This is a genomic window from Methylocapsa aurea (assembly GCF_000746085.1).
Taxonomy (GTDB): domain Bacteria; phylum Pseudomonadota; class Alphaproteobacteria; order Rhizobiales; family Beijerinckiaceae; genus Methylocapsa; species Methylocapsa aurea.
On sequence record NZ_JQKO01000001.1, the window covers coordinates 175,327 to 193,985 of the forward strand.

An 18,659-nucleotide genomic window follows, 5' to 3' on the forward strand; every position below is an offset into this window, starting at 1 on the left:
ATGGGCCGCGAACAGTGGTGCGCAATAACGCTTTTGCCGTCAAGGGCTGGCGGAGCGTGGACGCAGGCCGGGAAGCCGCCTCGGACAAGCCGGGACTGTGCGCCGAAAGCATGCCGCAGCTCACTGGGCGAAAGTATTGCAGGAATCGACCTGGCCCGATTTCAGGCCCCTGTTCAACCATTGCTGGCGCTGCGCCGAGGTGCCATGCGTGAAGGAGTCGGGCACAGCATAGCCTTGCGCCGACTTTTGCAGACGGTCGTCGCCGATCGCCTGCGCGGTTGCGACCGCCTTTTCGATGTCGCCCGGCTGGAGAATCTGATATTTGCGCTCGGCGTTGGCGGCCCAGACGCCAGCCAGGCAATCGGCCATGAGTTCGGCCCGCACCGAGATGGCGTTCGCCTGACCTCTGCTCACGGCGCGCCGCTGCGCCGCCTGGACCTTCGGCAGGATGCCGAGTTGGTTCTGGATATGATGTCCGATCTCATGGGCGATGACATAAGCGTAGGCGAAGTCGCCGCCGCCGCCGAGGCGCTGCTTCATGTCGCGGAAAAAGGCCGTGTCGAGATAGACCTTTTGATCGTTGGGACAATAAAAGGGCCCCATCGCCGCGCTCGCGCCGCCGCAGCCGGAGCGGGTCTGACCGCTATAGAGAACGAGAGTCGGCTTGACGAAGGCGATCCCTTTCTGGGCGGGAAGAATCTCCGTCCAGACATCCTCGTTCTCGGCCAGCACCGCGGCGACGAACTGCCCCATCTGATCGGAGGGCGCGCCGGTCTGGCGCTGTTGCGGGGGAGCGCTTTGGCTGGTTTGCGGGCCGTGGCGCACGCCATTGAGCATTTCGGCGCCGCCGATGAGCAGGCGCGGATCGATGCCGAGCGCCCAGCCGATGAGGCCCAAAATCACGATCGCGCCAATTCCGAGATTGCCGGTCCCGCCGCCCATTGACCCGCCGCCGCCGCCATAGGCATCGCCCCGCCGGTCCTCGACATTGTCGGATCGGCGAAAATCTTCCCATCTCATGCTCGGCTCCCGGCTCTTTTCCTAAGCGGCCACGCGCGGCCATTAAGCGACCTTCCGCCCCGTTTTCAAATGGACTTTTAGCGCGCCGGGGAAGAACGTCCAATTTCCTTTGCGAGCAAGCGCAAGTCCCGCCACGCTAGTTTCTTTTGCGCCGGTTGGCGCAACAGATAGGCCGGATGCAGCATGGCGATCGCGCGGATCTTCGTTTCTCCAAGCGGATAATCGAACCAGCGGCCGCGCAGGCGCATGATTCCTTCTTTGGCGCCAAGAAGAGTCTGCGCCGAGGCGGCGCCGAGGCAAACGAGAATTTTCGGATGCACGAGTTCGATTTGCCGGCGCGTGAATGGAAGACAGACCGCCGTTTCAAGCGGCGTCGGCGTGCGGTTGCCGGGCGGGCGCCAGGGCACGACATTGGCGATATAGACCTTGCCGCGCTCGAGCCCGATCGCGGCGAGCATCTTGTCGAGCAATTGCCCGGCGCGGCCGACGAAGGGCAGGCCTTGGCGGTCTTCGTCCGCGCCCGGCGCCTCGCCGACGAACATGATTTCGGCGTTCGGGTCGCCGTCGCCGAATACGAGCTGCGTCGCCGTCGCCTTCAGGCCGCAGCCCTCGAAACGCAAAAGCCTTTCGCGCAGTTCAGCCAGGGTTTGCGCGCCCGCCGCGCTGTCGCGGGCGGATTGCTCGAGAGCGTCGGCGGGAAGAACCAATGCGGGCTCGCGCGGCGCGGCGCGCGGGGCGAGGGCGGCCTCCGGCTTTGGCGGCGGCGCGACGTCGACGTCGGCGGCGGCCCTGGTCCGCGCCTCTCGGCATTCGGCCAGCCGGTCATGCGGAGCGTCATCGACGGCGATGTCGACGCCCATCGCGCTGTACCACCGTAAGAGTTCGACCAAATTTTCGACCATGGACGGGATCGCTTCTTCGTTCGTCGGAATTGATGCTCAGGCGCGGACGCGGCGCTCGCATGAATTGAAGGACAGGGCGCCATCGTATACGTCTTGATGGATCGACGCCGTCAAAATCGGCGATCCAACTTTTTGAATTTGAGCGCTTCCTTGTCGATTCGATGAGTCCATCTGATCGGGAAGCGCTCCAGGGGCATTGAACCAGCATGACCGAGGCAGGACCGCAATTGCCGCCGCGCGAGGCGATGGATTTCGACGTCGTCATTGTCGGCGGCGGCCCAGCCGGCCTTGCCGCGGCGATCCGCCTGAAACAGTTCGACCCGGAGCTTTCGGTCGCCGTCATCGAAAAAGGGTCCGAACTCGGCGCACATATTTTATCCGGCGCGGTCATCGATCCCTGCGCGCTCGATCGGCTCGTCCCCGATTGGCGGCGCGACAGCAACCCGCCCCTGAAGACAGAGGTGAGCGCCGACCGGTTCTATCGCCTCGGCCGAACGGGAGCGCTGCGGCTGCCCAATTTTGCGATGCCGAGACTCATGAACAATCATGGAAATTTCATCGGCTCGCTCGGCAATCTGGTGCGTTGGCTGGGCGCGCGGGCGGAGGCCCTGGGCGTCGAGATTTTCCCTGGCTTCGCCGGAACGGAAATCCTCTATGGCGCGGCTGGCGAAGTATTGGGCGTCGCCACCGGCGATATGGGTGTCGCGCGCGATGGAAGCCTCAAGGATGGCTTCATGCGCGGCGTCGAGCTGCGCGCCAAATATAGCTTGATCGCCGAAGGCGCGCGCGGTTCCCTCGCCAAGGAGTTGATCGCCAATTACCGCCTCGACCAGGGCCGCGAGCCGCAAAAATTCGGCATTGGCCTGAAGGAGCTTTGGCGCGTCGATCCGGGCAAGCACCAGCCTGGCCTCGTCCAGCACACATTCGGCTGGCCGCTCGATGATGCAACCGGCGGCGGCTCGTTCCTCTACCATTTCGAGGATAACCTCGTCGCAGTTGGTTTTGTGGTTCACCTGAATTATTCGAACCCGACGCTGTCTCCTTTCGACGAGTTTCAGCGCTTCAAGACGCATCCGATGATCGCGCCGGTTTTCGAGGGCGGGCGGCGGCTGTCCTATGGCGCGCGGGCCATCACGGAAGGCGGCTGGCAATCCGTGCCCAAGCTCTGCTTTCCAGGAGGCGCGCTGATCGGCTGCGCCGCTGGCTTCGTCAACCTGCCGCGCATCAAGGGCTCACATAATGCGATTTTCTCCGGAATGCTCGCGGCCGAACATGTCGCGGCGGCGCTCAAGGCCGGTCGCGCCAATGATGAGCTCGCCTCCTATGAGGCCGCATGGCGGGGCTCGGAGATTGGCGCGGACCTTTACAAGGTCAGGAACGCCAAGCCGCTGTGGTCGAAATTTGGCACCACGGCCGGCATCGCCCTCGGCGGGCTCGACATGTGGACCAATGAGATGTTTGGCCGCTCGGCCTTCGGCACTCTGCCGCATGGCGCGCCGGATTTCGCGACCCTGAAGCCGCTGCAGGAGGTCGAACCGATCGACTATCCAAAGCCGGACGGCAAGCTCACCTTCGACAAGCTATCCTCGGTGTTTATCTCCAACACCAATCATGAGGAAGACCAGCCGGTCCATCTGCATTTGAAGGACCCGTCGATTCCGATCGCCAAAAACCTGCCCGAATATGGCGAGCCGGCGCGTCTCTATTGCCCGGCCGCCGTTTACGAAGTCGTCTATGCCGATGAGGAAAAGAAAACCGATCCGCGTTTCGTGATCAATGCGCAAAATTGCGTGCATTGCAAAACCTGCGACATCAAGGATCCGGCGCAAAACATCGATTGGGTTCCGCCCGAAGGCGGCGGCGGGCCGAATTATCCGAATATGTGAGGGGGCGGAAGCAACTCTGCCTTGAGGGAACGGTCGAGTCCTACGCCCGCGGCGCGGCCGCCCGCTTCAATCGGTCGTTGATCGCTTCGCCCAATCCCTCCCCAGGGATCGGCGCGACGGCGATGCAGGAGGCGCCAAGCGCGTCGAGTTCGCGCAGAAAGGCGAAGAGATTGGCCGCCGCCTCGCTCAGGTCGCGCGAGGGCGACAGGTCGCGCACATTGGCGCCGGCCGGAAAGCGCCCGCCGAAATCAAGTCCCGCCTCGCCGGCGTCCAGCGTCGTCGCTTCAAGCCGAAGCCTTGCGCGCGGCGCGTAATGGGAGGCGAGGGCGCCGGGCGAACGAATGTCCTCGGGCGAGCACGACTCTTGCCAAGGTCCGGCGAGGGAAAATCCCAGCGCGGCTTCGATCGCGGCGCGGGGAATGCCGCCCGGCCGCAGCAGGCGCGGGGGCCCCTCAAGACAGCCGATGATTGTCGATTCCAGCCCCAAGGAACAGGGCCCGCCGTCCAGAATAAGGTCGATCTCGCCGCCAATATCCTGCGCGACATGGGCGGCGGCGACGGGACTGACCCGGCCGGAGCGATTGGCGGAAGGGGCGGCGAGCGGCCGACCCGCAGCGGCGATCAGGGCGAGCGCGGCCGGATGGGATGGGATCCGCAAGGCGATCGTGTCCTGGCCAGCGCGGGCGAGCGCGCAGACGGTGGCCTGCGCGGCCAGGGGAACGACCAAAGTCAGCGGACCCGGCCAGAAGCTCTTGGCGAGCAAGGCGGCCTCGGACGAGAAAATGCCTTGTTCTTGCGCCGCTGCCAAAGTCGCGACATGGGCGATGAGCGGGTTGAAGGCGGGCCGGCCCTTGGCGCGATAGACGCGCGCGACCGCTGCCTCCGAGGTCGCGTCGGCGCCCAGCCCATAAACGGTCTCGGTCGGAAAGGCGACGAGACCGCCGCCGCGCAAAATCCGCGCGGCTTCGGCGACGCCGGCCGCATCCGCCGCCATCCGGCGCGCGGCTCCAGCATGAGCCGTTGCCGCGACATCGTTCTTCATCCGCCTATATTCCTTCTTGACGGCGCCTGATCCACAGGCTGCAACATGGTGCGCGCCGCCCGCGCGTCCTTGTTGGACCCTGATTCGTTTGCCGTCAAAAGACGCGGCAATTGCGCCGCAACGAGGTCATTTGCGGAGTTTGATCGATGAGCTATCGCGCCCCTATCGCCGATATTCTGTTCGCTATGACCTTCGAGGCCGGACTTCACGAGGGGATCGAGGATGGACTCTATGCCGATCTCGCCGATGGTTTCGCGGAAGCCACTCTGACGGAAGCGGGAAAATTCGCCGAAAATGTCCTCGCCCCTCTGAACGCGGTTGGCGACAAGCATGGCGCGAAACTGGCGGACGGCGCGGTCGCGACGGCGCCCGGTTGGCCCGCCGCCTATAGCCAATGGACGGCGGGCGGCTGGAACGCGATCACCGCGCCTCTTGACTATGGCGGCATGGGTCTGCCGGCTCTCCTCAATACCGCCTGCATCGAAATCTGGAACGCGGCGAATATGGCGTTCAGCCTCTGCCCGCTGCTGACCCTTGGCGCGATCGAGGCGGTTCACTCGCATGCAACCGCCGATTTGAAGGATCTCTATCTGGCCAAGCTCGTCTCGGGGCAATGGACAGGCACGATGAACCTGACCGAGCCGCAGGCCGGTTCCGACCTTAGCGCCCTCAGAGCCAAGGCGGAGCGCCGGCCCGATGGAAGCTACAGGCTCTTCGGCTCCAAGATTTTCATCACCTATGGCGAGCATGATCTGAGCGAGAATATCGTCCATTTCGTGCTGGCGCGCCTGCCCGACGCGCCGCCTGGAACGCGCGGCATCTCGCTTTTTCTTGTCCCGAAATTTCTCGTCAACGGCGATGGCTCGCTGGGAGCCCGCAATGACGTCCATTGCGTCTCCTTGGAGCATAAACTCGGCATTCATGGCTCGCCAACCTGCACGATGGCCTATGGCGAGCATGGCGGCGCCATCGGCTGGCTCATTGGCGAAGAAAACAAAGGCCTCGCCTGTATGTTCACGATGATGAACAGCGCAAGACTGAATGTCGGCGTGCAGGGCGTCGCCATCGCGGAGCGGGCGTTCCAGCATGCTCTGGCCTATGCGAAAGAGCGCCGTCAGGGCCGCGCCTCCAACGCCAAAGGCGGCAGCGGCGAAATGAGTCCGATCGTCCATCATCCGGATGTGCGCCGCATGCTCATGACGATGAAGGCTTTGACGGCGGCGGCGCGGGCGATCTGCCTTATGACGGCGCAATCGATCGACTATTCGCGTCTTGCGAAGGATGAGGGGGCGCGGCGCGCGGCGCTGGAGCGAGCCTCTTTGCTGACGCCGGTCGCAAAGGCCTTTTCGACCGACATTGGCAATGAGGTCGCCTCGCTCGGGGTGCAGGTTCATGGAGGCATGGGCTTTATCGAAGAGACCGGCGCGGCGCAATTCATGCGCGACGCCCGGATCGCGGCGATCTATGAGGGCACGAATGGGATTCAGGCGATCGATCTCGTGCAGCGCAAGCTCGGACTTTCCAATGGCGTGGCGGTCGCCCGCGAAATCGCGGATATGTGGGCGGCGGCGGAGGCTCTGCGGCAAGCCAATTCCGATTTATTCGGCGATATGGAGACCTGCTTGAGCCAGTCCATCGCGGCGCTGGAGCGCGCCACCACCTTCCTGCTGGAAGCCGCGAAAACCGCGCCGGACGATGCGCTTGCCGGGGCGACGCCCTACCTCCGCCTCTTTGCCTATGCATCAGGCGGCGCAGCGCTCGCGAGGGGCGCGCTCGCCGCGCATCGGCTCTTGACCGCCGGCGATAATGATCCAGCGCTCGCCGCTCGGATCGCGACCGCAAGATTCTTCGCGGAAAATATCGCCAGCGGCGCCAGCGGCCTCGAACGCGCCGTCACGCGCGGCGCCGGCTCGGTTCACTCCGGCGCCCTTGCTCTCTAGAGCCGGATGACTTGATGGAATCGCAACGCGATTCCATCAAGTCATCCGGCTCTCATCAAAGAGTTAGAGCATGATGTCGCCCGAAAACCGGTTTCCACTTTTCGGCATCATGCTCTAACGGGGTCCAAGGAATGGCTGAATATGTCAAGATCGAGCGCGACGGCGCTATCCTTTGCCTCACCTTCGATCGGCCGGAAAAAAAGAATGCGCTGACCGGAGCAATGTATCTGGCGGCGGCCGAAGCGCTCATCACGGCCGACCGCGAGGAATCGATCGGCGCCATTCTCATCGGGGGCTCGGGCGGCGCGTTCACCGCCGGCAATGACATCGCCGATTTTCTTCAGTTCGGCGGCGAACCTGGCGAATTCCCCGCCTTTGCATTCATCAAGACCCTGGCCGCCAGCCAAACTCCGCTCATCGCCGCGATCGAGGGGCCCGCCATCGGCATCGGCGCGACAATGATCTTGCATTGCGATCTCGCCTATGTCGCGCCTGACGCGACGTTCCGAATGCCATTCGTCGATCTCGGCCTCGTGCCGGAAGCCGCGTCCTCGCTGCTTCTGCCGCGCCGGATCGGCATGGCGAAGGCGAGCGAGTTCCTGCTGCTCGGCGAACCCTTCGGCGCGCAGGAGGCGGTGCGGCTGGGTCTCGCCAACGCCATCGTCGCGGCCGATCGATTAAGGCCTTTCGCGATCGAGCGCGCCAAGTGGATTGCGGCCAAACCGCGCGAGGCGATCCAAGCGACGCGCCGCCTCCTGCGCGGCGATGTGCAGGAAATCCGCGCGCGGATCGAGGAGGAAGCGCGCCTCTTCGCGGGGGCATTGCAGTCGGCGGAAGCCCGCGCGGCCTTTGCGGCGTTTCTGTCGAAGCCCAAACCAGCTTGAATACTATTTCGCGAGAACCTCGACGTCCCGATCAAGCGCGGAGACGACCTTGAAATTGGTCTGATAGGTTTTGTTGTCGTGCCTTGCGATGGCGACATATTCGCCTTCGGCGAGGACGAGAGAGGGAAAGGCCCCGATCATTTCGCGGATGACGTCGCCGCCCGGCGTCAGAATGGTGAAAGCCGTATTGGCGAGCGCTTCGCCGCCGGGGCCGCTGACGAGCTTCAACGTCATGAGAGCGGCGCGATGGCGGAGCGTCGCATCGGTGAGCTTGCCCGTCTGAACCCGAAGATCGGCGCTGACCACCGAATTGGTCGGGCTGGTGGCGCCATTGCTCGCGGCGTCGAGCAAGGTTGAGACAATATGGTAATTGCCTTCCGGAAGGCCGATCGTATCGCCGGCCTTGCCGTTCGCGACGATCAGTTTTGCTTCCGAATTTCCGCGCTCGGGAACATAGATTGAAATCGAGGTTTTTTGCGCCGCGATCGGAGCTTCTCCGAGCATGCCGACGATCCGCAGCGCGCCGGCGTTGAGAACGAGCTTTTCGCTCAGCGATTTGCCGTTGATCGTGACATGCTTGGTCGCGCCGGCGAGACCGAATGCGGCATGGACGATGAAATGACCATCGTGAAGAGCAAGCGCGGGCGTCGCTTCCGAGGATTGGGCGACGAGCTGATGGGTTCCGTCGATCTCGGTCTTTTCGTCGAAAACGCGCCATTGGAGACCGCTTCGCAGAGGCTGCGCATCATTGGCGCCAAGCAGGGCGGACAGATGCACGACAGATTGCGGAGCTTCGATCGGCGCCGCGTCGCGGTCGCTGGTCCCGCGCAAGAAGGAAGCGCCCGGACTCTCCGGTTGCGCGACAGCGAAGTCCGATAGGAGAATTAAGACGCATCCGGCAATGATGTAGGGGCCGATCGCCCAGCCGTCGTGAGGACGCCTTTCGCATTGGCGCACTCTGCGCCGCCAAACCGGCAACTGCCGCGCGCCCAAAAACGCCAGCGAGGATTGCCTCCAATTGAAGCCTCGCCAAATCGAGCAGGGAGCCTTTCGCGCGCGCCGCCTCGACAAGGCTTTACTCTCCGTCCCTGTGTAAAACGCTGGAGACGGCGCCGGCGAGGTTTGCAAATGAAAGCGGATGGAAAGCAAACTGGACCCGATGACGCCCTGCTGGAACTTCGACGCCGCGAAACAATATATTGGCGTGCAGCACGGGTTGTTGCCGGCCGTCGACGCGCGCCTCCCAGCCCGGATAAAATAGGTCGTGCAATACGACGATGCCGGCCCGGTCGGCGTCAACTTCGATCTCGACCGAATTGTCCCCGTATTTGACGATCTCAAGTCGCGATTGATCCGGCGCCTCGGCCGCCTGAGGCGCGGCGGCGGCAGGGTTCGCGGTGACCTCTTGGCCTGAAACCAGACTGCGCAGCGCGAGAGGAAGATCCGCAATGCTGGATTGATCGATCAAGACCTCCTTGGTGCGATCGAAATCCGGCAAGACATGTTCATCGAGAACCTGTTCGCTATCGACCGCCTTGATCTTCGAGGCGAAATAGGCCCGGGGCGCGGTCTTGCCGAGCTTGTAGATATACATCGTTTCGCTCGAATAGATCAGGCTGGCGGCAGGGCGCGGCACTTGGCGCGGCAGCCGCGCCAAAGGCCGGTCGAGAACCAGATATTCGAGACCAAGAAGCGCGGCAAGACGGCATTTGTAGCCTCGGAACGTGCCGGGATAATGGCGGAGATTGGGATCGCCGGCATTGTCTCCCGGGCCCACAGCGCGCTCATAATCGTCGATGCGTAGCGGATTGTAGCCAATCGTGTCTTCGAATTTGAGAACCATCGACGCATTCTGCCACGGCCCGCCGAGGCCGAGAATCTCTACGCGCGGGCGACCGCCGTCGCGGGCCTTGACGGCGATCTCGCGCCGGAGCACCTCGATCCCCGCGGCCTCTCCTGGCTTCATGCCGGTAAAGACGCTGTAGCGCTCCGCGGGCTCGGCGTTGAGGGAGGAGGCGGCATTGCGCCAGAGGATTTCGCCGCCGCTCAAAACCACGAATAGGCTCGCCGCGAGTCCGCGCCACCGGCGCGCCTTGAGCGCGAACAGGAGCGCGGTTCCCGCCGCGCTCATTGCTGCGGCGACCCCAAGTTGGCTAAGCGAGGTCGTCACGCGGCCCTCGCCGAGGGAAAATGCGAGGCCGGTGCCGATCAGAACGGCGAGCGCCAGCGGGGTCGCCGCCGCGAGCGTCCAGGCCAGCCGATCGGGCAGAGCGGGAAAGGGTCTTGGCAGGCCATCCTCGACAAAGCGGTGGAGGAGAAATCCCGCGCTGAAGGCTAGGGCGATATTGACGATGAAGGTCGCATCCGCTGGCCTGCGGTAAAGCGATACGCCGGGGATCTTGTCGAAAGCCAGGGCAAAGAAGGGCGTGTAGCGGCCCAGGGCGTACAGGGCGGCGACGCCAAGAACGATCATGAAGAAACGGGCGCCGCGGCCAAACAGCCGCCCCGCGCCAAGACCATGCCAGACGATGAGCAGGATCGGCAAAGTGCCGATGAAAAGATAATTGACGGCGCGGTCGGTCCAGTCGGGCCGGGGCATGGTCGCATACTCTGGCCCCCAGTAATCATAAAGCTGATCGAGGGAGCCAAAGAAATTCGGGGCGAAGAGCGTGATCAGATTGACGGGCGCGAGAGAACCCGCCGCCGCGACGCCGAAAGCGATGCCCGGCCGGTTCGACTCGCCAAGAAATTGCATGGTGAGGAGCGCCGGGACGAAGATAATCGCGACGATGGTGAAGCCGCCGAGGGCGAGGACGCCGGCGCGCCGGCGCAAATAGGTGAGCGCTCGCCCGGATTCGACCGCCGCATAAATGGCGCGGCCAAGAAGCACGGCGCACAGAAGGAACGCGACTTGATCGCGGCCTAGCGCCATCAACGAGGCGAAAAGGCCGAAAAGAAGCGCGAATCGATAGGATCGGCGCTCCAGAGCGATTTCGAGGCTCCACAAGGCGGCCGGAAAGAAGGAATAAGAAATGATCATGCCGGTGTGCTGCAGCCGCGAGGAGGCGGCGCCGCCGAGAATGAAGATCAGCGCCGCGAGGACCGCTCCGGCCGGATGCCAGCGCCAGCGCCGGCACAGGCCAAGCACGCCAAATCCGCCGAAGGCGAGATGGGCGAGGATCACGGCATCGAACAGCTGCATCGAGGCGTTTGGCGCGACCAGCGCGAAAAGCGCCATGCTCGGCGTGAAGATCAAGGATTGCGGATCGGCGATCGCCGGATGTCCGGCGAAATGATAGCGGTTCCAGAGTGGAACTTCGCCGTGCTGGAGCGCATCGGCGAGAAAACGGAACATCGGGTAGAAATGGTTCTTTGAATCCCAGGGCACAACGGTTCCGCTGGCGAGCCAACAGGCGAGAGCCAGACCGCAAAAACAGGCGAGGCTCGCAAGCGCGATCCAGGTCGCCTTGGGGGTCCACGCTGGCGCGGATGCGCGCTCTAAGGCATCGGCGGAATTCAGGCCGCGCCGCGCAAGGCCAAGGCCGGGGGCGGCGGGAGAGGAGGCTGTATCCAGAAGCGACATGATTTGGTCCGAGATGGCGAGTCCGATGCAGGCGCATAGTATAGGCAAATTCAAGGCGAATTCATGCGGCCAGTCTTAGACCGGTGGGCCGGACCTTGGTTGACCAGGATAAATCCCTACCGCAAGACTGCGGTTCACAGCGGCGATCGCAGTGCGGGCGCCGGTCAAAAATGGCGAGGTTGGGCAAGGAGGATGGGGATCTCGCAAACGAATAACGCATAGGGACGCTGGTTACGAAGCGGGTTGCTTTAGTCCTGTCATTTCCTCCCGAAATCATTTTATATATAGTCTACAAACTTTATCTTATTTTATATCTTTCGATAAGCCCCCAATTGGATTTCTTTGCCTTGTAGCTTGTGTCTTCGTGAATGGCGCGATTTGATGTCGTCATGGAACATTTTTCTTAACCCGGATACCGTGAACCCGCCATGAACGATATGATCGAGCTACTCAAGACCAGACGCTCTGCGCCGGCCGCCTCTCTGACCGAACCGGGTCCCAATGGCGCGGAAATCGACAGCCTGCTTCGGGTCGCCGCACGGGTCCCCGATCACGGCAAGCTCGCGCCATGGCGGTTCATTGTCTTTGAGGGCGAAGGCCGCGACCGCGCCGGCGCTATCGTCGCGGAGGTCTATGCGAAGTCCCATCCCGACGCCGATTTGACGCGGCTGGCCGCGGAAAAAAAGCGCTTTTCGCTCGCCCCGCTCGTCATCGGCGTCGTCTCCCGCGCTGGCCGCCATGAGAAAATCCCGGAATGGGAGCAGGTTTTATCGGCGGGCGCGGTCTGCATGAATCTGATCGTGGCGGCCAACGCGCTTGGCTTCGCGTCGGTCTGGCTTTCGGAATGGTACGCCTATGACCGCGCAGTCCTGGCCCGTCTTGGCGTTGCGGAGAACGAAAAGATGGCTGGCTTCATTCATATTGGCCGAGCCGATTCCCCACGCGAGGATCGGCCGCGACCGGCGCTGGCCGATATCGTTACCCGGTTTTAGCGCGGCGACCCAAGAAGGTGCTGGCGGCTGGGAGAGATGCGCCGGGAGAGATCATGCGTCAGAGTAGCAGCGCCTTCATGCCGCCGCTGCGAACTTCCGCCGGTTGGAGCCAAAGATCCGCTCCCACAAACCGCGCGGAGCCTCTTTCACTTGGCGTGTTCGCTCGTCGGTTAAGAGCTTCACGGCGCCGGTCTGATCCTCGATCAATTTCAGCAAGCGAAGGCGCTCTTCCTGCCAGTTTTGAGCGATGCGGTTGTGATCTTCTCTGATGTGCGACCGATCGGCTTCGAGATCGGCGATCCGGCGGTCTTTCTCGGCCATGAGGTGCTTAAGCCCGATCAGTTGGATCTCGAGAATCGCCGAAGAAACGCCCGTTTCCATGTGGCCTTGACTTGGTTTCCAATCGTTCGAGGGGAGTTCGTCCGGCTCTGTTTTCGAGGTTCTTGGAAACACGCGGAACAGTTCGGCGGCGTCAATCTTGTAACCGGCCGTTCCTTTCTCGGCATAAGATAACTTGCCGGAAGACAAAGCTTTCGAGATCGTGGATTTGGCGACGCCCGCCTCTTTAGCGGCCTGTCCGAGGCTGAAATACATGCGGTTTCCAATCGTTCTAGTGGGGGTTTGGAAACTATTCGATGAAACGCTTAAGGAAACGCTAAGCAAGAGCGTGGCGTAATGTTCCAATTTGCGATGTAGGCATTCGCCCTGTGTGGCGGCGGTTGTCCTCGACGCCATTGACCCGCCGTTGGCTTGCCGCATAATCGGGCCGGCGCTTCGTCGCCTCCAAGGGGTCGCCAGTGCAATGAAAATCCGCGCAGATTTCTCGCAACGGGTCGTGGTTCGTCCGGGCGAGGCCGAATGGGTCGCCTCGCCCCAGCTTGGCGTCGATCGGATCATGCTCGACCGGATCGGCGCGGAAATCGCCCGCGCCACGAGCCTGGTGCGCTTCGCGCCGGGGAGCTTCTTCCCGCATCACGAACATGGCGGCGGCGAGGAGGTCTTCGTCCTTGAAGGCGTGTTCGAGGACGAATATGGGCGCTATCCGGCTGGAGCCTATCTCAGGGACCCGATCGGCTCCTCGCATGCGCCGTTCACCAAGGAGGGCTGCACGCTGTTCGTCAAACTGTGGCAGTTCGCCCCTGATGACAAAGCGAGAGTGGTTATTGAGACCCTTTCGGGCGCTTGGGAACAGACGGCGACGGCTGGCCTTGCGATCCAGCCCTTGCACGCCTTTGCCGGCGTATCGACCATCCTGGCCCGCATGGCGCCGGGCCTTCGCGTCGAGCGGCCGCCTCAACAAGGGGGCGAAGAAATTCTCGTCCTCGGAGGCCGGTTCAGCGATGCGGAGGGAGCCTATCCGGCGGGCGCCTGGATTCGCGACCCGGGCGGACGGGCGCATGAGCTATTTTCGGAGCATGGTTGCGTGCTCCTTGTGAAAAGTGGGCATTTGTCCCAGAACGCGTCCGAGGATTTGGCCAAGACCTTTGAGCGGCAAATTGCAAAGGCGTCGGCGTAGGGACCTCCGCCCAAATCGCCAAACGTCGAACCGCCTCGTTCAGCGGTTCGCCGCGCTGCGCAAGGGGAGGTCCGAGGCGAAATCGCTGATCGGTTTTTGAAATTTCTCGAAATGGTCCAGACCCTGGATTTGGATCTTGGTTGGCTCGGGCGCGGCGCCGACGAAAAAACCTTCCGCCTTGAACCGCTTGAAAATCTCGAAATGGAGGTCGCTTCTGACCCGGAACAGCTTTTCCACGTCGCCGACATAGGCGCGCAGCTCGAAATCGAGGGCGTTGGCCGACATTCCCATGAACAATATTTGCGGCGCGGGCAGTTTCAATACGAGTTCATGGGTTTTCGCGACGGCGATCAGAACCTCGCGAACCCTTTCCGGATCGGCGGTTCCGGCGACCGTGAGAGGGATCGTCAGTCGGCCAGTGCGATCGTTGCGCACGAGATTCTTGACGACTCCGGTGATCAGGCTCGAATTTGGGATGATGACCTGGGCGAGATCGAAAGTCTCGATTTCGGTCGATCGCACATTGATCTTGCGCACGAAACCCTGGTCCGAGCCGACCACGATCCAGTCGCCGACGCGCACCGCGCGCTCCCATAATAAGATCAGGCCGGAAAGAAAGTTATTGACGATCGACTGCAAGCCAAAGCCGATGCCGACCGACAAGGCGCCGGCGACGATGGCGAGCTTTTCGACATTCAATCCGAGATAGCTGAGCGCGAGTCCGGCCGCGATGACGAATCCGACATAGCCGAGACTTGTCTTGATCGAATTGCTCAGACCGGAATCAAGGCCCAGGAGGGGCATCAGGCTCGAGTTGAACCATCGTTGCAGCGTATGAATCGCGGCATAGGACAGGCCGAAGATGAGGACGGCCATGGCGATGCTGGAGAGAGAAATCGTGACGTCGCCGACCTTGAAGCCAAAAAAGGCGGCGCGGAAATCGCTCGGAACATCGGCTGATTGAACGCCCCATGGCGCCAGGATCAAATAGGCGGCGATGATGAAAAGCGCGAGCTTCATCACGCCGCCCATCAAAATGGCGAGCACCTCGAGCGAGCCGCGCCGCAGCCCGCTGCTGGCGACGAGCCTTTGACTGATGCGACTTGTCGGCTTCAGTCCGGTCGCGATTGCCTCATCGATCAGAACGGTCGACATGAACCAGAGGCAGCCGACCCAGCCAGTCAGCGCCACTTGGTCAAGCAGGAAGCTGCCGAAGGCGGCGTATCCGGTCAGAATTGAGACGACAACGGCGAGCGTGATCGTCCAGGCCAGGACGCGAAGAAGCCCGAACCAGTCGCGCTGGCCGGTGAGGTCAGGACCCAGACAATCTCCGGCGGCTTCATCGGCCGCGGCCGCGCCGCCAATTCCCCATAATCCCACGCCAAGGGTGATCGCTCCGATCAAGGCGCCGAGGCCACGCAGGGCGACGGAAAATGCCAAGGACGCCCCGACGACGTCGTTCAGGGCCTCTGAGGCGCGGGTCAGCGAAACGATGGCGGCGACGCTGATCGCGACGCGGGCGACTCTTTCGCAGACGGGGGTGCTCAGTTTCGGCAGGCGCCAATTGGGGCGGGTCGGCGCAAACAAGCCTCTTGCGATGCCGACGGTGATGGCGACTCGAAACACGCCGTCGCTGAGCGCCAGGAAGAACGGCTCCAATCGCGCGTTGCTGAGATTGAAGGCGTCAAAAACGGCGCTGATGACATAAACCGCGGCGATCGGGGGGGCCGCCAATGTCAAGGCGACCCACCAGGCGCCCAGTATTTTCAGAAAGCGGCCTGGGTCCTTGGCGTCGGGACTGCGCGCGAGCACGCGGCGGGCCAGCCGGGCGAGCGGTGCGTAAAGCAGAAAGATCAGCGCGACGCTGCCCCAGTAGAACAGCAGGCGGTGGCCATCGAGCCGATTGTTGATCCCATTGATCCAATTGCGGAACACCGACTGCACGGCGCCAAGATGCTCCGGCGCTTCGCGCCAGACGTCGATCCAGAATGTGGCGCTGGTGATGCTCGATGTCCGCACGAACAGAGAGCGGGTGAACAAGGCGCGGCGCCGGGCCGCGATCTGGGTGGCGGTCTGCTGCGCCTGGACGGCGATCAGCCGGGCGTGTTTTAAGAGTTCGTTGACGCCGTCGTAACTTTTTTGCTGATCGGCGCGCTCGGCTGTGACCGCCGGGCTTTCGGGCTCCGACTTGTCGTCCGGCTTAGGGCCGAGTTGATCCAAGCGCGTCTGGATCGCGGCGAGGCGCGGCTCAAGCCGCCCGATGATGGCATGCGCCGAGTCCGCGACGGGATCAATCAGCTGGCGGAAGGCGACCAGTTCCGGATCAGTCAGGTTATGACGGTCGAGATTTGTCTCAATTTGCTTCAGGGCCGCGTGAATCTTGTCGAGTTCTGGGCCGGCTGGCGCCGGCTCGGGCGCCTCCGGTCCTGCCGCGATGGGCGGGGCGACTTCCGGCGCGGCGGGCGGCGGAGCCGGCGTCTGCGCTTGCGCTGCGGATAGTTGGGTGCGAGCGGGGCCCTTTGCTTGCGACGGCCCGCCGGAAAGGAGCGCGACGAAAGTCAAGGCGCAGGCAAGGAATTTCAGCAAGGCTTCCCCTTGAAACGGTTGAGCATCACGCGGCGCGGCGCGATCGGTTCCCCCTCAGTCGCAGCGCCGCCGCAAATCGCCACGCAAGTTCGCATCCCGCCAAGCTCGGATCGCTCTTGATCAGGGGCGCCGTGGGGACGCGGAGGACTGGCCTCGCGGGGGATAGAGATGCGAGTCTCCATGGTAATCGCTGATCCGGTAGGAATCGGCCTCGCCCGTCTTTGTCACATAATTTGGGCCAATTGGTGACTTTCCATGGCCTCCGGGGAGGTCGAGCATGTATGCCGGCTGGCAGAGCCCGGACACCCGGCCGCGCAACTGGCGCATCAAGTCGCGGCCGTGAGCGATCGGCGTCCGGAAATGCGCGGTTCCCGGCGCAAGATCGAGCTGATGCAGATAATAGGGCTTGATCCGGGCCTCGACGAAGGCGCGCATGAGCGCGATCAGGGTTTCGATATCGTCATTGACGCCGGCGAGAAGGACACTCTGGCTCAACATTGGGATGCCCGCGTCGATGAAGCGGGCGCAGGCGGCGCGCGCCTCCGCCGTCAATTCGCGCGGATGATTGGCGTGGAGGGCGACATAGACGGTCTTGCCGGCGTCTCGTAAAATCGCGATGTGCTGATCCGTGATCGCCGCCGGATCAAGCGCCGGGACCCTTGTATGCAGCCGGATGATTTTGACATGGCCGATGGGCTTGAGCCGCGCCATGATGTCTTCAAGCCGGCGCGGCGACAGCGTCAGCGGATCGCCTCCGGTCAGAATCACTTCCCAGATCTCGGAATGAGCCGCGATATAGGCGACGGCGGCGTCGAGGGCCTTTGGCGCCAGATAAGTCGGGCTGCCCGGCCCGACCGTCGCGCGGCGAAAGCAGAACCGGCAATAGACCGGGCAAATATGCAGCAGTTTCAAAAGGGCGCGGTCGGGATAGCGATGGACGACGCCCTCGACCGGGCTGAAAGCCGCATCGCCGATCGGATCGGCCCGTTCTTCCGGGCTCACAACGAGTTCGGCCGTATCCGGCACGAATTGGCGGGCGATCGGATCGTGCGGATCAGCGGCGTCGATCAGGCCGGCGACAGTTGGCGTTAGGCCGATGGCGTAGGTTTGGGCCACCCGCTCGATGTCGGCCTTCATTCTTGCAGGGAGGAGACCGGCTTCGACGAGATCGGCGGCGCTGCGCAGGGCCGGCGTCCTCCCGCTCATCGAATCCCCGTTATGTCCGCCACCGGCGTCCATAGAACCTGCTCGATATGGGTCGCCCCAGTGGCGAGCATCGCCAGCCGGTCGAAGCCGAGCGCAATGCCGCTGGCCTCCGGCATGATCGCCAGCGCGTCGAGAAAATCCTCGTCGATCGGATAGGCCTCGCCGTAAATTTGCCGCCGCTCCGCCATTTCCGCCTCGAAACGCCGGCGCTGCTCGGCTGGATCGGTTAATTCGCCGAACCCATTGGCGAGTTCGACGCCGCAGGCATAGAGTTCGAAACGCTCGGCGAGCCGCCGGTCCGTCTGCAGTTTCGCCAGCGCCGCCTCGCTCGCCGGATAATCCATCAGGATCGTCGCCTGACCATGGCCGAGCTGCGGTTCGATTTTCTCCGACAGCATCTTGCTGAAAATATCCGACCAAGTGTCGTCTTCGACGATTCGCAAGCCGCTATTTCGCGCCAGGACCGCGAAGGCGTCGCGGTTCGGTTCGTCGTCCTCGATCGTTGCAAGAAGATCGACGCCGGCGAATCGGTCGAAAGCCTCCGCGACGCTCAAAACCTCGGGCTCGGCGAAAGGATCGGCGAAACAGCCGGCAAAGCTCAAGTCGCGCGTTCCCGCCGCGGCGGCGGTCGCGGCGAGGAGGCCGGCGCAATCTTCGACCAGTCTCTGGTAGGGCTCGTTGGCGCGGTACCATTCCAACATGGTGAATTCTGGATGGTGGAGCCTTCCCCTTTCGCGATTCCTGAACACATGGGCGAAAGTGAAAATCTTCTCCTCGCCGGCCGCAAGCAGCTTCTTGGCCGCAAATTCAGGCGATGAATGCAGATAGAGCCGGCCGCCGGCGCCCGCAGCATCGATGATCTCGGTGGAAAACGCGCTAATATGAGCTTCATTGCCCGGCGAGACCTGAAGAATCGCCGTATCCACCTCGACGAAGGATTCTGCGGCGAAGAACGCGCGCGCCGCCGCGACCATCTTGCCGCGCGCCTTGAGAAAAGGCCGCCGGTCGCGGTGAATATGCGGCGTCCACCAAGGCGAGGGTTTGCTCATTGTGCTATTTCGCTTGAAAAGCAACCCCGAAGGCGGCTAGCGATGAGCCGGAA

The 18,659-nt window shown here is 62.9% G+C and carries 14 protein-coding genes; 5 read left to right on the forward strand and 9 right to left on the reverse strand.

All coding sequences use genetic code 11. The annotated features are described in order from the left end of the window. Positions 1-120: 120 nt before the first annotated feature. Positions 121-1,020: a KPN_02809 family neutral zinc metallopeptidase gene (gene ypfJ / locus DL86_RS00835; protein ID WP_036257285.1), complete on the reverse strand. Its 900-nt coding sequence runs from the start codon at positions 1,018-1,020 to the stop codon at positions 121-123. 77 nt (positions 1,021-1,097) lie between these two features. Next, on the reverse strand, positions 1,098-1,922 hold the full coding sequence (locus tag DL86_RS00840) for a uracil-DNA glycosylase (RefSeq protein WP_036257286.1): 825 nt from the start codon (positions 1,920-1,922) through the stop codon (positions 1,098-1,100). 206 nt (positions 1,923-2,128) lie between these two features. Between DL86_RS00840 and DL86_RS00845 the strand changes: the two genes are divergently transcribed. Further along, positions 2,129-3,808, forward strand: a complete 1,680-nt coding sequence (locus DL86_RS00845) for an electron transfer flavoprotein-ubiquinone oxidoreductase (protein ID WP_036257287.1) — start codon at positions 2,129-2,131, stop codon at positions 3,806-3,808. 40 nt (positions 3,809-3,848) lie between these two features. Here DL86_RS00845 and DL86_RS00850 read toward each other — a convergent pair whose 3' ends face one another. Continuing rightward, complete coding sequence (locus DL86_RS00850) at positions 3,849-4,850, reverse strand: L-threonylcarbamoyladenylate synthase (RefSeq protein WP_036257288.1); 1,002 nt, start codon at positions 4,848-4,850, stop codon at positions 3,849-3,851. A 146-nt stretch (positions 4,851-4,996) separates the two neighbouring features. On the opposite strand from DL86_RS00850, the gene DL86_RS00855 reads away from it, so the two are divergent. Continuing rightward, entirely contained in the window at positions 4,997-6,790 is a 1,794-nt protein-coding gene (locus tag DL86_RS00855) for an acyl-CoA dehydrogenase family protein (protein ID WP_036257289.1), read from the forward strand. 131 nt (positions 6,791-6,921) lie between these two features. Continuing rightward, positions 6,922-7,674 carry an enoyl-CoA hydratase-related protein gene (locus tag DL86_RS00860; RefSeq protein WP_036257290.1) on the forward strand — a complete coding sequence of 251 codons (753 nt, stop codon included), beginning with the start codon at positions 6,922-6,924 and terminating at the stop codon, positions 7,672-7,674. Between the two features lie 3 nt (positions 7,675-7,677). Here the strand turns inward: DL86_RS00860 and DL86_RS00865 are convergent, their stop codons facing one another. After that, positions 7,678-8,631: a hypothetical protein gene (locus DL86_RS00865; RefSeq protein ID WP_036257956.1), complete on the reverse strand. Its 954-nt coding sequence runs from the start codon at positions 8,629-8,631 to the stop codon at positions 7,678-7,680. 118 nt (positions 8,632-8,749) lie between these two features. Beyond that, positions 8,750-11,257 (reverse strand): YfhO family protein, encoded by a 2,508-nt coding sequence (locus tag DL86_RS00870; RefSeq protein ID WP_036257291.1) that lies wholly within the window; start codon positions 11,255-11,257, stop codon positions 8,750-8,752. 428 nt (positions 11,258-11,685) lie between these two features. Between DL86_RS00870 and DL86_RS00875 the strand changes: the two genes are divergently transcribed. Next, positions 11,686-12,249 (forward strand): nitroreductase family protein, encoded by a 564-nt coding sequence (locus tag DL86_RS00875; protein WP_036257292.1) that lies wholly within the window; start codon positions 11,686-11,688, stop codon positions 12,247-12,249. A 75-nt stretch (positions 12,250-12,324) separates the two neighbouring features. Here DL86_RS00875 and DL86_RS00880 read toward each other — a convergent pair whose 3' ends face one another. Next, positions 12,325-12,843 (reverse strand): hypothetical protein, encoded by a 519-nt coding sequence (locus DL86_RS00880; protein WP_036257293.1) that lies wholly within the window; start codon positions 12,841-12,843, stop codon positions 12,325-12,327. Between the two features lie 208 nt (positions 12,844-13,051). Between DL86_RS00880 and DL86_RS00885 the strand changes: the two genes are divergently transcribed. Beyond that, the gene (locus DL86_RS00885; protein ID WP_051952526.1) at positions 13,052-13,765 is read left to right on the forward strand and encodes a cupin domain-containing protein; all 714 of its coding nucleotides are present in this window, start codon (positions 13,052-13,054) and stop codon (positions 13,763-13,765) included. Positions 13,766-13,804: 39 nt separating this feature from the next. On the opposite strand, the gene DL86_RS00890 is transcribed toward DL86_RS00885, so the two are convergent. The 3 genes from DL86_RS00890 to epmA form a co-directional block, all read right to left on the reverse strand. Beyond that, complete coding sequence (locus DL86_RS00890) at positions 13,805-16,351, reverse strand: DUF3772 domain-containing protein (RefSeq protein ID WP_051952462.1); 2,547 nt, start codon at positions 16,349-16,351, stop codon at positions 13,805-13,807. Between the two features lie 120 nt (positions 16,352-16,471). After that, complete coding sequence (locus DL86_RS00895) at positions 16,472-17,557, reverse strand: lysine-2,3-aminomutase-like protein (protein WP_036257294.1); 1,086 nt, start codon at positions 17,555-17,557, stop codon at positions 16,472-16,474. Further along, entirely contained in the window at positions 17,554-18,606 is a 1,053-nt protein-coding gene (epmA, locus tag DL86_RS00900) for an EF-P lysine aminoacylase EpmA (protein ID WP_036257296.1), read from the reverse strand. The genes DL86_RS00895 and epmA overlap by 4 nt, the downstream gene beginning before the upstream one ends. Positions 18,607-18,659: the final 53 nt, after the last annotated feature.